We start from the raw sequence: 14365 nt of genomic DNA, 5'->3' as shown, positions 1-14365 counted from the left end.
CGGCGCCCGCTGGAGCGCCGCCCGTGGCCGCGCCCGCGCTACACCGGAGCGCTCCCACCCGAAGGCTCGCGTGGGCGGCTCCGTGAGGCGGCGAGGCGGCCTGTCGGACGGCGACGGCAGCAGGGATCAGGACTCGGGCTCGTTGCCCCACGGGTTGAAGTCGTGCACCTGCCCCGGCGCGGGCCTCTGGCCCCGGGTGAACGCGTCGAGCAGGACGTCCTGGAGCGGCTCTTCGTCCGCGCGCCGGTAGGTCCCCGCGCGCTCCGACCAGGCGATCTGGCGGCGGAAGGTCTCGACGAGCGGCACCGTGGTCCGGAAGCCGAGGTCGCGCGCCGCCTTGCCGTTGTCGAAGATCGACCCGTATTGGTAGATGAACTTGACGCCCACCATGCGGCGCGGGGCGACCTCGTAGAGCCAGTCGGTCGGGATCGAGACGACGGGCGACTTGCCGCCGGCGGCCTCCTTTAGCGCGGCGAAGACGCCGCCCCACGTGGTGTGCTCGTCGCTCGTGAGGTGGTACGCCTGCCCATAGGCCTTGTCGTTGCCGAGCGCGTTCACGAACCCGCGGGCCACGTCGGAGACGTGCGCGATGGCCCACGGCGCCCTGCCGTCGTCGTGGACGATGAGCGGGAGGCCGCGCCGGGCGCGATCGGCCATCGAGTCGTCGAAATAGAGCGCGCCGAGCGCGGTGTGCCCCTCGCCGGTCGTGAACGACGGGCGCAAGATCGTGGTCTTGAGCCCGTTCTGGCCGTTCGCCGCGAGCAGCGTCGACTCGATGCGCGACTTGTTCTGGCCATACTTCGTCACCGGGCGGTGCGGCTCGTCGTCGGTCGCCGGCGAGCGCGTGAGCGGCCCGCCGTAGACGCACACCGTCGAGCAGACGACCAGGTGGCCCGCGCGGCCCGAGAACGCCCGGAGCAGCGAGTCGGCGTTCTCCGGGGCGAAGGCGACCATGTCGATCACGGCGTCGAACGTGCGCTGCTGCATCTCGCGCTCGAACTCGGCGTATTTCCAGCGATCGCCGGCGATGACCTCGACGTCCCCCTCGAACCGCCGCGCCGTCACGCCGCGGTTGTAGAGCGTGACGTGATCGCCCCGCTCGAGGAGCTGCTGCACGATGGCCGTCGAGATGAGGCCGGTCCCGCCGACGATGAGGACCCTCATGACTGCGCCCCGGCCTTCGGCCCCGCCCCCGCCGCGGGCTCGTCCAGCCAGAGGATGGCCGTCACGCCGCGCGGGTAGTAGCGGCTGCCGACGGGCACGCCGCGCTGCATCTGGTCGGAGTAGGCCCAGTAGCCGGAGCCCTCGATCTGCCAGCGGACGTGGGCCTCCTCGTGGCGCTCGGGGTCGGGGAGATCGGCCTTCAGGATCGCGCGCGCGATGTGCTGGCAGAGCGCGATCTTGCTCGCCCAGGAGTTGTCGCTGCTGCTCGAGAGCTTCCAGCCGCCCTCGGGGAACAGGCACAGCCCGGGCTTCAGGATGGCGTGGAGGTGGCGCCGGAGCACCCGGACGAGCTCGCCGTGCTCGGCCTCGTCGAGCAAGCCCATGACGTGCGGGTAGAGGAGCCCCTCGATCGCGGGGATGATCGCGCTCGTCGAGCTGCGGTCGAGCAGGGCGGGGATGTAGCCCGACGGCTCGTGGAACGCCGACACGATCGCGCGCGCGGCCTTCCGGCCCGCCGCCTTGGCCTCGGCGGCGAGGGGGGCGTCCCCGCAGCGCTCGAGGAGGTGGGCGAGCACGACGTACGACGCCCACGTCTTGCCGGCCAGGTAGAGGTTGCCGCGCGCGCGGCCGAGCGAGTGATCGAGCGAGTCGTAGGTGGTGATCTCGGCGCCGGTGCCGCAGCGGCTGCTGTCGAGCGCCATGACGCCGGTCCGCGCGCCCGGCTCCGGCGCGTCGCGGTGGAGCAGGCTCGCGAGCAGCTCGGCGAAGAGGCCCCGGTGGCGCTCGAGGAAGCCCTCGTCGCCGGTGCGCGCGACGTACACGCCGGCGCAGCAGATCCAGTTCGTGAGCTGCTCGTGCGTCATGAAGCTGAAGCAGATGGCGTCGAAGTTCGGGCGCTCGTAGCTGGAGTCGCCGGCCGGCGAGAAGTGGTTGCTGACGCCCATGTCGTGCGTGAACGACACCCCGCCGGGCAGGAGCTCGCCGCCCGCGCCGGGGCGCTTCACCTGGTCGCGGTAGCTGTAGCGATCGACGTAGAGGTCGAGGATGTTGCGCACGGCCCAGGGCGCGTAACGCAGCTCGAAGAAGAGGTGATCGATCGCGAGATCGAAGGTGTTCATCATCTCGTACTCGCCCTCGTTCACGACCCACAGCGGCGCGGGCGGCGAGGCGTCGTCGAGCGCCGTGTCCAGCCACTCGGTCGACCCGAAATAGCCGTGCGTCGCCTGGGCGAGCAGCCACTTCTGGGCGGGGCTGAGCGCCGACTGCGCGAGCTCCGCGTCGCGCTGGGCCGCCTCGCGGACGAGCGCCTCGCGGCGGTCGAGCGCGGAGGAGAGGACGTCCTCGAGCCGGCGGAAGTAGCGGGTGTAGGCGTAGCGCGCCTCGACGCCGGTCGTGACGGCGCCGGCGTCGTGGAAGCCGAGCGCGATCCAGACCTCGCGCTTTTGCCCCGCCGGGACCTCGATGACCAGGCCGCCGGTCTTGCCGAGGCGGAAGAGCCGGTCGGCGCTGCCGTCGAACGCGTGCTCGGGCGTGAAGGCCTGGAAGGCGCGGAGGCCCGGCTCCGGGCGGCAGGCGAAGCCCCAGCGCCGGCCGTGCGCGACGCCGACGAGGCGACCGTCGCTCTCGGTCTCGAGGTCGCGCAGGCTCGGCGCGTCGAGCGCGAAGAGGCCCGTCAGGGGCTTGTCGCTGCCGGTGTTGTCGAGCTCGAGGCGGGCGATGAGGGCCGGGCACGAGCGCTCGGCGACCTCGGAGGGCGGCGCCGTGCGCGGGTCGGGGATGGGGCCGAACGGCGAGTAGATCGCGAGCGTCAGGCGCCCGGCGCGGATCGTGTCGCTCGCCCACCCGAGCTCGCGGCGGATGTCCTGATCGCCGAAGACGCGGCGCATCCGCGTGTCGTTGCTCAAGGTGACGCCGAACGGGACGTCCGGGCCGCGCTGGCTCTCGAAGTAGGGGAGACAGAGGAAGTCCCCGTCGCCCTCGCGGTAGCCGATGTAGAGGTTCGACTCTCCCGGGCGGCCCACCTGGGAGGCGAACCCGCCCCGCCGGTTGAAGCTGCCGAGCGTGAAGGAGGCAAATGCGCCGACCGGCGCGTGCTGGACATTGTAGGAGGAGGTCACGGCGGCAACATACCGTAACCGCCTCGCGGAGCGCTCCCGGGAAGCGAGCTCGCGGAGCGCTCCCGGGAAGCGAGCTCGCGGAGCGCTCCCGGGAAGCGAGCTCGCGGAGCGCTCCCGGGAAGCGAGCTCGCGGGGCGAGCCCGCGGAGCGCGTGCGGCGCCGTCGCAAAGGTGGCTCCGTACCACCCGGCGGGGCCGCCGGGGTGGGGCGGCCCTCCGGTGGCTGCCAGGGCCCGGACGGCGGCGGGGAGGCCGCGCCGCCGCCGGGGCGGTGCGCAGGACAGGGGGCAGGGGGGCACTGCGGCGTGGAACGGACGTCGGGCCTGGGGCGCTGGCTCGCGTCGTGGTGCTCGCTGGAGCGGAACGCGGTGCGGCCGCCGGCGTCGTCCTCCCGTCCGGCACAAGGTGGTTGCGCCGGAGGTCGCCTCGACCCGGATATCGGCTCTTGACGAGAGGCGTCGTGTCGCAGAAACACCGATTCGTGGTCGGCGCCGTGTCGATGCGCGTCCCGCCCACGGGTGTGGCGAGCCCCGACGGTGTAGTCCGCGCGGCGCCGGAGGTCCGAATCAGGGGCGCGGCGTGGCGCCCGGTGATCCCGTCGTGGACTGATGTATAAAGGCCTATCGGGACCCGACGGGCGGGCGGTGCGTCGCTCGGCCGGGCGCCGCCTGCTCGAACAGCACGGAACCCGGGGAAGATCTTGTCATGTTGACCTTCGCGACGCTTTGTGCCCAGAGCCGGGCGCTCTCACGGATGGCCTTCGACCGGAGGTACCCGCACGCGTGGCTGCTCCGGGAGCTCGGCCCCGAGGACCAGCCCCCTCCGTCGTTCAAGACCGTCTTTGCCGGCACCTCGCCCGGCTCGCACAGCCAACCGGCCCTGGTCCGTCACCGCATCTCGTCGGCGATGAGCGTCGCGTCCCACGGCTGCGAGCTCCTGCCGGTGACGAAGCGCCCGGAGAGCCCCTGGCAGGATCGCATCACCATCGGGCGCGCCCCGAACAGCGATATCGTCCTGCGCGACCCCTCCGTATCGAAGGCCCACGCGCACATCTCGGTCCAGGTCGCGGACACCCCGATGCTCCACGCGCGGAAGAGCACCAACGGCACGTTCCTGAACGACCGGCTCCTCACGCCGGCCGGGGACGGCGCCCCGCTCCGCAGCGGCGACATCCTCCAGTTCGGCAACGTCGTCTGCGAGTTCATCCTGAACGCCGATCTCTACCGGCTCATCGCCCGCTGAGGTCGGGCCCTCCGGCCCCGCTCGCGCGCGGCCGCCCGGCTCAGCTCCGCTCCGGGTGGGGCGCGCGGAACAGCACCTCGACCGGGCCCGCGTGCGTCTCCACCACGTAGCTCGCGTCCACCGGGGCGCCGCCGCGGAAGGCCCTCGTGATCTCCTTGCGCCGCTTCATCAGCTCGACCAGGCCGAGCGCGAGCGCCTCCGAGGCCGTGAGCTCCTTCGGCGTCGGCTTGCGGCCGATCAGGTCCTCGTCGACCATCGCGAGCGTGGGGTAGGCGTCCGGCCCGGCCAGCTCCCAGCGCTGCTCGGCGACCTCGTCGCGCAGCGCGGGGTGCAGGTCGTTCGCGCGGTCGAAGCTCAGCGAGAAGAAGCTCGCCGGCAGCGACGCGGGCGGCGCGTCCGGGAGCTTCGCGGTCTCGGCCAGGTAGAGCTCGAACCCGCGCGCGCTCTCGAACAGGAGCACGCCGTGGCTCTGGCCGGCCTGCCCGACGACGCACAGCGCGAGGTCGCGCGCGCCGAGCGACGGGATCGACAGCGCCATGATGTCCGCGTCGGTGGGCACGGCCTTCCAGGGCGTGGCGCGGTAGAGCGCGGCCGCCGCGCGGAAGAACGACGCCATCGCGGGCGCCTCGATGCCGCCGCCGAGGAAGCTCGGGGTCAGGCGGCCGTCGCGCGCGCCGAGGTGCGCCTCGAGGTCCTCGGCCACGACGTCGATCTCCGGCGTCGGCGCGACGCGGACCTCGATGGCCGGGCCGAGCCGCGCCCGCAGCGCGTCCGCGAGCGCGGGCGAGGCCACGCGCACGCGCTCGGGCAGGCGCGGCTTCCCCTCCAGCGGGCCGCTGGCGGCGGCCTCGAAGCTGTCGACCGCCCCCGCGACGACGTCGCCGGGGCGCAGGGCGGCGCAGCTCAGCACGAAGCCGCGCTCGGTCATCCAGACGACCGCCTCGGGGCGGTACGCCTCGTCGCCCTCGTGCACGAACGCGCGCAGGGAGAAGAAGCCGCCGATCCACTCCTCGTCCCGGCGGGGCAGGGAGGGCGCGCGCTTCTTGGACCGCTTCTTCTTGGGGGCGGGCACGGAGGACATCGGGGCACCTGTTCGCGGGAGCGCTCCAGCCGGTACGCTCGATGACGCGAGAGCCAGGGGCGAGACCGGAATCGAAAGCGGAAAGCTAGCGCAAAGGCCGCGGGGGTCGAAGCGGAACGCGGGCGCGCGGCTGCGTCGCCGGGCCCTCGCTCGGGTGCCGGCGCGGCGGCGCGGCGGCGCCCGAGCGCGGGCCTTTGGGCCTGGCGCTCCTCGCGGTGCCCTGTTATCGGTCGTCGCGGTCCAGCGCGCGGACCTGACGCAGGTGCTGCTCGCCGGCCGTCCAGGGGACTCGATGCTCGAAGAGATCTGCAGAGGACCCCGCCGCTGCGCCGGCGGCGCGGGGCGCGCGGCGCGGCGGGGCCTCGGCCGCGCCGCGCTCGGGCTCCTCGCGGCGCTGGCCGCGTCGGCGACGGCGACCCCGGCCTGGGCCGAGCCGACGATCGCGGAGCGCGCGCGGGCCGACGCGCTCCGCCGGGAGGCGCAGGAGCTGCTGGCGAGCGACCGGCCGGACGCGGCCTGTCCGAAGCTCGAGGAGAGCGAGCGGCTGCGCCCGTCGACCGAGACGAAGCTCGAGCTGGCGCGGTGCCACGAGCGCACCGGGCGCCTCGCCAGCGCGTGGGCGCTCTACGCCGAGGTCGAGGCGGCGGGCGGCGACGCGAAGCAGGGCGCCGAGGCGCGCGAGCGCGCGGCGGCGATCGCGCAGCGGCTCCCGAGGCTCTCGATCCTCGTGTCCGACGAGGTGAAGGCGCTGCCCGGGCTCGAGGTGGCGCTCGACGGCGCGGCGGCGCGGGGGGTCGGGGCGGCCCGCCCCGTCGAGCCGGGGAAGCACCGGGTCACCGCGACCGCGCCGGGCCGGCAGGCGTTCTCGCGCGAGGTCGAGGCGATGCAGCCGGGCGAGCTCGTCGAGGTCCGCATCACGGCGCTCGAGCCGCACGCGGCCGCGCCGCCGCCCGCTGCCGCCGACCTGGAGCGGCGCAGGCCGACGCCGTACGGCCCGAGGCCGGATCCGATCCACCGGAACCTGATGTGGGTGACCGGCGGGCTCGCGCTCGCGGGCATCGCGCTCGGGAGCACCTTCGGGGGCCTGGCGATCTCCACGTGGGACAAGGTCGAGAACAGCGCCGGGACGGCGTGCAGGAACGCGGAGCGTTACCTGGACTGCGCGCAGCCGGTGCCCGATCTGGCCAGCAGAGCGATGTCGTACGCGACCGTCTCCGATTTCTCCTTCATCGCCGCGGGCGCGGCGCTCGCCGGCACGGCCGTTCTCTGGCTGACGCTGCCCCCGGACGGCCCGCGTGCGAGCGCGCGCGTGCAGATCGCGCCGGGCGTCCTCGGCGGCGCCGTCCTCGGGGTGTTCTGATGACGCTCGAACGGCGTGCGCGGCGCTGGCTGGCGAGCGCCCTCTTCGCGGCGAGCGGCGCGGGCTGCGCGGAGATCGCCGGCATCCAGGCGATCGCCGAGCAGGGCGTCGGGGGCGGGACGTTCAGCGAGCCCGGCTACACGTGCCAGTGGGTGACGTCGTTCGGCGACGCCGACACCACGCTCGGCGGGCTCGCGGCCGACAGCGACGGCACCTTGTGGCTGGCGGGCGGCTTCAAGGGCGATCTCACCGTCGCCGGCGGCGCGCTCACGGCGGGAGGCGCCGGCAAGGACGTCTTCGTGGCGCACCTCGCGCAGGACGGCAATCACCTCTGGAGCGAGCGCTTCGGGAACGCGGAGAACGACGCAGCGACGCACACCCACCAGGCGACGTCGATCGCCCTCGGCGAGGGCAGCGTCTATGTCGCGGGCGATTTCACGGGCAGCCTGTCGTTCGGCGCGGACTGCGCGGCGCCCGCGGGCGGCGGGGCCGGCGACGCGTTCGTGGCGCGGCTCGACAGGCGCGATCCGGGCGGGGTCGCGGCGTGCGTGGTGCACGGGTCGCGCGGCTCCGACGAGGCGAGGGCGGTGGCCGTGGAGGGCGATCGCGTCTTCGTGCTGACGTCGCTCCAGGGCGGGGCGGACATGGGGTTCTCCAGCTACGATGGACAGACCCTCGCGAACGCGTGCAGCGGTGTCTTCTCGGGCCGTGAGGGCGCGCGCTACCGGCCCCGGGCGCTCCGCGTGTCCTCCGGCGAGGCCTTCGTGGTTGCCGATTTCGAGGGCCGCGTGAACGTCGGATTCCCCGGCTCCGAGCGCGGGCTGCCGCCCGGCGACGGGGTCGCCGAGGGGACCGACTCCGTCCTCGCCTCGTTCCCGGCGTCCTGGATCTGCGATGGATCGAGCGCCGAGGGCGCCGGCCTCTGGTACCGACACTACGCTTCCCTCCCCGGGGACCAGCGCGCCGGCGCCATCTCGGTGAACGGCGCCGGCGTCACCCTGGCCGGCTCGTTCGATGGGCAGATCGATCTCGCCGGCGAGCTCGTCGCCACGGAGGAGGACGGCTTCGTCGCGCACCTCGACCGGCAGGGCGTCGCCACGTGGGCCAAGCACCTCGGCGGCAGCGGGGATCAGTCGGCGCAGGTCGTCGGGGTCGACGCGTTCGGGCGGGTCGTCGTGGCCGGGCACTTCCGGCAGCAGCTGATGACCGACGACGCCGAGGTCGCCGGGGACGCCGGCGAGGGGGACATCTTCCTCGCGCGGCTCGGGGCCCCCGGCGGCGAGACCGAGTGGCTCGGCGCGCTCGGCGGCCCCGGGCTCCAGCAGGTCCAGGCGCTCGCGATCTCCGGGACGGACGTCTACCTGGCGGGCACCTCCAGCGACGACTTCGCGCTCCTGAACTGCAAGGTCGAGAAAGAGGACGGTCAGCTGTTCGTCGCCAAGCTCTCGGTCTCGTCGCGCTGAGGGCCGGCCGCGGGGCGCGGGCCGCTGCGCTCGCCGCCGCGCGCGAGCAGCGCCCGCGCGCACGGCGCGACGACCTGGGCGAGCGCGCGCTCCCGGAGCGCCCGCCGGTGCGCCGGCGACAGCACGCCGAAGCCGAGCAGGCCGCTGCGCGCGTCGTCGTCCGGGGTTGCGGGGACCGGGGTTGAGGGGGCCGGCTCCGAGGCGGCGGCAGCGCCGTCCGGGGTTGCGGGGACCGGGGTTGAGGGGGCCGGCTCCGAGGCGGCGGCGAGCTCGTCGGCGACCGCGCTCGCCAGGGAGGGGTCGCGCTCGATGGCCCAGGCGGCGAACCGGAAGGCGAGCTCGGCGTGCCGCGTCTCGTCCTCGGCGATCGTCTCGAGGGCGCGCCGGACCGCGGGATCGGTCGCGTGGAGGGCGGCTTCTGCCGCCTCGATCGCGGCGATGGTCTCGCCGATGCACCCCTCGCGGAGGGTGGTCACGAGGATCTCGCGGGCGCCTTCGCCGCCGAGGGCGCCGTCGATGGCGAGGGGCCCGGGGCCGACGCCGCGTCCGGCGAAGGCGCTGGCGAGCGCGAAGCACAGGCGCGCGTGCTCGGCCTCGTCGCCCATGGCCGCCTGGGCCGCGCCGACGAGCTCCGGCGGGGCGCCGAGCGAGAGGAGCTGGAGCGTGAAGCGGGCGAACGCGGCGATCGACGCGTGCTCGAGGAGGGCGACGCGGGTCCAGTGCTCGGCGAGCGCCGCCTGCTGCTCGGCCGAAAGCGTGTCGCGGCGAGGCGGCGCTCCCGGCGAGGCGGCCCGCCAGTCGTCGCGCGCTGCGGGCTCGGCGGTGCGCTCGACCCCGGCCACGAGGAAGGGTCGGCCGATCACGCAGAGCGGCTCCGCGCAGGCGTGGCGCAGCGCCGCGAGCGTGCACTGCTGCTCCCCTGGGCAGTCTCCGTCCCCGGCGCACTCGTCGGTGGCCGTCTGGCAGGCGAAGCCGGTCCCGCCGCAACCCGGGTTGAGCACGTAGCTCGAGCAGAGCGCCCTGCCGCAGTCCTGATCGCTGGTGCACCGCGCCTGCACACACTGCCCGACGGGATCGCCGCACAGGCAGATCTGCCCTTCGTTGCAATCGGCATCGGTCGTGCATCCGTAGTGGCAGAAGCACCCTGGGGGCGCCTCGCCTCCGAGGCCGGGGCTGCAGAAGCCGTGCGGCTGCTCGGTGCAGTCGGCGTCCGAGGAGCAGCTGCTTGCACCGCCGCCCGTGTCCTTGCACGCCTCGGGGCGCGGGAGCGGGCTCGGGCAGGTGATGACCTCGGCGCGGTGCATCCAGCCGCCGGCACAGCGCACGTACCCGGTGTTCTGGCCGGCGACGAGGACGGGCTCGGGGTCGTCGCACGCGAACGGGAATCCTTCCGGCGGCGCGCTCCCCGTGCTCCCCGTGGGGCCCGCGCCAGAGCTCGCGGCCGGGCCGTTCCCCGTGCCTACGCTTGCCGTGCTCGCGTTCGAGCCTGTTCCACCGCTGCCGCCAGAGCCCTCTTCGGCCGTGACGTCGCCGCCGCAGCTCAGGGCGGGCGCGATCGCCAGCACCGAGAGCAACCTCGCACCCCAAGCGTCGATCGAGACAAGCAATTTCATGGATTCAACCTCGTTCGAGGATCTTACCCGCGTTCGGCGCTGCCGTCGCTGCCCCCGCGAGCGCGCTTGCCGCGTCCTCCGGGGCGTGCGACCGTGGCGCCATGCGTGTCTTGATTGCCGGCGGCGGGATCGGCGGTCTGACGGCGGCATTGAGCCTGCAATCGGCCGGCGTGGAGGCGTTCGTCGTCGAGGCAGCGCGCGAGATCAAGCCGCTGGGCGTCGGCATCAACCTGCTCCCGCATGCCGTGCGAGAGCTGACCGAGCTGGGCCTCGCGGACGCGCTGGCGGCGACGGGGATCCCCACGGCCGAGCTGGTGCATTACGATCGGTTCGGCGGCCGGATCTGGGCCCAGCCGCGGGGCATTGCCGCCGGGTATCGCTGGCCTCAGATCTCGATTCACCGCGGCGAGCTCCAGGCGATCCTGCTCGCGGCGGCGCAGCAGCGGCTCGGGGACGCCGGCGTGCGCACCGGGCTCGCGGTCGAGCGGTTCGAGCAGACGGGGGCCGAGGTGCGCGTCTCGCTGCGGGATCGGCGGAGCGGCGCGCTCGAGGTGGTCTCCGCGGACGTGCTCATCGGGGCGGACGGCATTCACTCGGCGGTTCGCGCGCAGCTCCACCCGGCGGAGGGGCCGCCGCGGTGGAACGGCATTCACATGTGGCGGGGCGTGACCGAGGCCGAGCCGTTCCTCACGGGGCGCAGCATGATCATGGCGGGCAGCAACCGGGCCGCCAAGTTCGTCGCATATCCGATCTCGCGCGGCGCGGAGCTCCGCGGCCGGGCCGCGATCAACTGGGTGGCGGAGGTGCGCTTGCAGGAGGGGGCGACCGTCGCGCCCGCGAGCTGGGACCGGCGAGGTCGCCTGGAGGACGTGCTGCCCCATTTCGCCGCGTGGCGCTTCTCCTGGCTCGACGTCCCGGCGCTCATCGCCGCGGCGCCGGTCCTGTTCGAGTATCCCATGGTCGACCGCGACCCGCTGCCGTGGTGGGGCGCTGGCCGGGTCACCCTGCTCGGCGACGCCGCTCATCCGATGTTCCCGGTCGGCTCCAACGGGGCATCCCAGGCGATCCTCGACGCGCGCGTGCTGGCCTGGCACCTCGCGCGGGCGAGCGATCCGGAAGCGGCGCTGTCCGCGTATGAGGCCGCGCGCCGGCCACCCACGAGCGCGCTCGTCCTCGCGAACCGGGCGATGGGCGCCGAGCGGGTCATCGCGCTGGTGGAGCAGCGAGCGCCCGAGGGGTTTGCGCGGATCGAGGACGTGCTGAGCGGCGAGGAGCTGGAGGAGATGAGCCGCGGCTACACGAGGATGGTCGGAACCGACGTCGAGGAGCTCAACGCGCGGCCGTCGTGGGGCGTGTGAGGGGGCGGCGACCCGACCCGGGTTGGTGGCGGCGACCCGACCCGGGTTGGTGGCGGTGGCGGCGACCCGACCCGGGTTGGGGTTGGCGGCGACCCGACCCGGGTTGGGGTTGGTGGCGGCGGCGACCGGACCCGGTTGCGGGGACCTCGGCGGCGGCGATCTGACCCGGGTTGCGGGGACCTCGGACCGGGTTGAGCGACCCGACCCACGTTGAGGTTGGAAGACGCGACCCAGGTTGAGGTCACCGGCGCTGGAGGTCACCGCCGTTCTGGCGACCTGGCGGCCGCCACCCGCGGAACGCGGCCGCCACCCCTGACAGGGTGGTAACTCATTGAAATCATTCATCACGAGCCTGGCACGACGTTTGTTTTGTGCGATGGCCATGAGCCAACCTCGCGAGATCGCTCCAGGCGCGACGTATATGATCACCCGTCGCATCCTGCGTCGGCACCTGCTCCTCCGACCTGATGCGGTCATCAATCAGCTTCTGATCTATGCCCTCGCGATCTCCGCCCGCCGTTACGGCGTCCAGGTCCATGCGCTCTGCGCGATGTCGACGCATCTACACTTGATCGTGACCGACGTGACGGGCGTATTGCCGCGCTTCCTGCAGTTCTATCATCGCATCGTCGCGCTCGGGACGAAGGTGATCCGCGCATGGGAAGGACCAGTGTGGGACCACGAGGCCCCGAGCGTGGTGCGATTGCTGACGCCCGCGGCGGTGGTGGAGAAAATCGCCTACGTCCTCGCCAATCCGGTGGCGGCTGGCCTCGTACGGCATGCGCGTGAATGGCCGGGCGCCAAGGTGGAGGTGGGCGAGCTCGGCCGAGGCGTGTTGAGCGCGACGCGCCCCTCCGCATATCTCGATCCTGAAAACCCGCATTGGCCCGAGGAAGTGACGCTTCCGCTCTCGTTGCCGCCGGCAATCGAGCACAACGCGGAGGGCTTTCGTCAACAGGTCGCCGCCGAGCTCGAGCGGCACGAAGCGCAGGCTCATGCGCAGATGCAGCAGCTTGGCCGTAAATTTCTGGGGGCGGAGCGAGCCTGTAAGATCTCCCCTTACGAACGTGCTACGAGCCTCGAAGCGCTGCGCGAGCGCAATCCTACTTTTGCGGTCGGTCGTGAGCAGGGTGATGCATGGCGAAGCGCAGGTGCAGCTGTGCGGGCATTTCGCGCGTCGTACCGCGCGGCGCTCGAGCGATGGCGCGCCGGCGTACGCAGCGTTTTATTCCCGGCAGGAACGTGGTGGATGCATGCGTTTCACGGCGCCAGCGTGACGGGTGTCGTTTTCGCGATATGACTATGGAACCAAGCCGGTACTAACCCGGCCCAGGTTGAACTCACGAACCCAACCCAGGTTGGAAACCAAGAACCCAACCAGCCCGACTTAGATCGGACGTGGTGGCCGACGCAGGTTGGGCAGCGGTCCTCCCTCGCTTACGCGAATAGTCTCACTTGCCGCGAGCGCGGTTACGTAGGTCTACAATTCGAATTCGAACGGGCTCATGTAGACGGGCCGTGAGTGCCGTTCGGGCGATCGGACCGTTGTGCCGCGAGGCGGTCGTGCGACGGCAACGCCGCCCGCTGCGTGCTGCGAGCCACTGAGCATTACCGGGGTCTTCGGAAGCGGGGGAAGACCACTACGGGGACAACCCGGGTCGGGTTTCCTCCTGGCCTTTTCCGGCCACGAGGCCCGCGAAGGCCGCCGAGAAGCGGCGCCGCAAATCCTCGTCCGTGAGCAGCTTGTCGCGCAGCGCTCGCGACAGCTCGAGGTGGTAGAATGGCGCGCCCATCTGGCGCGACAACCGGGCCTGCACGTTGGTGGCACCGCCGAGCTTCTTGATGTCGGCGGGGTAGGCGAGGACCTTCCCGTCACTGACGACCGCCCGCAGCGGGGCGAGCAGCCGCTCAAGGTTGGCGCCGTGCCCCACGGCGCTGGCGATGGCGGCGGCGTCCGGCGCCGAGCTGTCCTGAAAACCGTGCAGTTGCACCGCCGGCATGCCGGGAAAGCTCTGGAGCAGCGCCCGGTGGGCCGACAGGAAAAATGAGCGCTCCGCATGCGCCACGTCTGCGAAAGCAAGGGTCGCGGCCGGCCGCGCGCGGGCGGCAACGATGTCCCCCCGTGCGCCGCCGCCTGCGCCCTGGACGCCATCGCTGCCGCCTACGCCCGTGGCGCCCCCGGACCCCGCCCGCCCGCTGCCAGCCGTCCGAGCGCTGCCCCGCGTTGCCCGCGTCTCAGCGTCCGCCTCATCCGCGCTAGCGCCGCCCGTTCCTTCGCCTTCGTCGTCCCCGACGGCGTTGCTTGGTTTTGGGCCGCCGCCGTATCGGTGCGACGTGTTGACGATCAGCGCCCGCGCTCGCTGCGCCTCGAAGATGGCCAGCGCGATGGGCAGCGTCCCCTGGTCGAAGAAGGTGTGCGGCGCCTCCACGATGAGCGGCGCTGCTGCTCCTGTGCGCAGTACCACCGCGGCCGCGCCCCGACGGCGCGAGTCGTCCTCGGACAGCACCCAGAGGTCGCGCCCGGGGACCGCCCGCAGCGCGAACCCGGGTGGGGCCGCCGGAGGTGGCTGCCGGCTCTGGACGGCGACCCCCGCCGCTGCGATCCACGTGACGTAAGCGGCCTCTTCCGCGTCGTTGGGGGGCTCTGCGATGAGGTGGCGCCCGCCCTTGCGCAACGGGGCGATCTGCTCATCAAGCGCTGCCCTCTCCCCCCCGTCGGCCGGCTGGGCCTCAACCACGGTCGGCTCCTCCGTCGGCACCTCCACGGTCCCCCCCGCAGAGGCCGCCGGGCTCGGCCCCGGGCCCAGAGCGCTCCCGACGCTCCGACACACCCCCTGCGAGCACCCGGCGATCGTGAACAGCACCACATAGCCTGCGCTCTTCATGGTCGTCCTCGCCGCCGAAACCTCGACGACGTCTGTACTTTTCTCACGGTACCGCCCGTGAATCCACAATGACGCGTTGCGTA

Annotated in this window: 10 protein-coding genes; 5 read left to right on the top strand and 5 right to left on the bottom strand. The window is 73.1% G+C overall.

What is annotated here, in order from left to right; genetic code table 11:
* Positions 1–126: 126 nt before the first annotated feature.
* Both WME83_RS28675 and WME83_RS28670 read right to left on the bottom strand, forming a co-directional pair.
* The gene (locus WME83_RS28675) at positions 127–1164 is read right to left on the bottom strand and encodes an NAD-dependent epimerase/dehydratase family protein (protein WP_437312881.1); all 1038 of its coding nucleotides are present in this window, start codon (positions 1162–1164) and stop codon (positions 127–129) included.
* Complete coding sequence (locus WME83_RS28670) at positions 1161–3281, bottom strand: glycoside hydrolase family 52 protein (RefSeq protein ID WP_437312880.1); 2121 nt, start codon at positions 3279–3281, stop codon at positions 1161–1163. The genes WME83_RS28675 and WME83_RS28670 overlap by 4 nt, the downstream gene beginning before the upstream one ends.
* A gap of 704 nt (positions 3282–3985) precedes the next feature.
* On the opposite strand from WME83_RS28670, the gene WME83_RS28665 reads away from it, so the two are divergent.
* Entirely contained in the window at positions 3986–4522 is a 537-nt protein-coding gene (locus WME83_RS28665; protein WP_437312879.1) for an FHA domain-containing protein, read from the top strand.
* A gap of 40 nt (positions 4523–4562) precedes the next feature.
* Here WME83_RS28665 and WME83_RS28660 read toward each other — a convergent pair whose 3' ends face one another.
* Positions 4563–5603 carry a hypothetical protein gene (locus WME83_RS28660; protein WP_437312878.1) on the bottom strand — a complete coding sequence of 347 codons (1041 nt, stop codon included), beginning with the start codon at positions 5601–5603 and terminating at the stop codon, positions 4563–4565.
* 292 nt (positions 5604–5895) lie between these two features.
* Here WME83_RS28660 and WME83_RS28655 point away from each other — a divergent pair, with 292 nt between their 5' ends.
* Both WME83_RS28655 and WME83_RS28650 read left to right on the top strand, forming a co-directional pair.
* Positions 5896–6963: a hypothetical protein gene (locus tag WME83_RS28655; RefSeq protein ID WP_437312877.1), complete on the top strand. Its 1068-nt coding sequence runs from the start codon at positions 5896–5898 to the stop codon at positions 6961–6963.
* Entirely contained in the window at positions 6963–8426 is a 1464-nt protein-coding gene (locus tag WME83_RS28650; RefSeq protein ID WP_437312876.1) for a hypothetical protein, read from the top strand. Before WME83_RS28655 ends, WME83_RS28650 begins: the two co-directional genes overlap by 1 nt.
* Here the strand turns inward: WME83_RS28650 and WME83_RS28645 are convergent.
* A complete protein-coding gene (locus WME83_RS28645; RefSeq protein WP_437312875.1) occupies positions 8387–10039 on the bottom strand; it encodes a ferritin-like domain-containing protein in 1653 nt (550 codons plus the stop codon). The genes WME83_RS28650 and WME83_RS28645 overlap by 40 nt on opposite strands.
* A gap of 101 nt (positions 10040–10140) precedes the next feature.
* Here WME83_RS28645 and WME83_RS28640 point away from each other — a divergent pair, with 101 nt between their 5' ends.
* Positions 10141–11397 carry a flavin-dependent oxidoreductase gene (locus WME83_RS28640; protein WP_437312874.1) on the top strand — a complete coding sequence of 419 codons (1257 nt, stop codon included), beginning with the start codon at positions 10141–10143 and terminating at the stop codon, positions 11395–11397.
* Positions 11398–11779: 382 nt separating this feature from the next.
* Positions 11780–12697, top strand: coding sequence for a transposase (locus WME83_RS28635; protein WP_437322056.1), 918 nt, complete (start codon positions 11780–11782; stop codon positions 12695–12697).
* A 340-nt stretch (positions 12698–13037) separates the two neighbouring features.
* Here the strand turns inward: WME83_RS28635 and WME83_RS28630 are convergent, their stop codons facing one another.
* Positions 13038–14135: a hypothetical protein gene (locus tag WME83_RS28630; protein ID WP_437312873.1), complete on the bottom strand. Its 1098-nt coding sequence runs from the start codon at positions 14133–14135 to the stop codon at positions 13038–13040.
* Positions 14136–14365: the final 230 nt, after the last annotated feature.

The organism is Sorangium sp. So ce385 (genome assembly GCF_051474135.1).
In the GTDB taxonomy this organism is placed as follows: Bacteria; Myxococcota_A; Polyangia; order Polyangiales; family Polyangiaceae; genus Sorangium; species Sorangium cellulosum_D.
The sequence above is the reverse complement of the archived record's forward strand: the minus strand, read 5'-3'. Positions and strand labels throughout refer to the sequence as shown.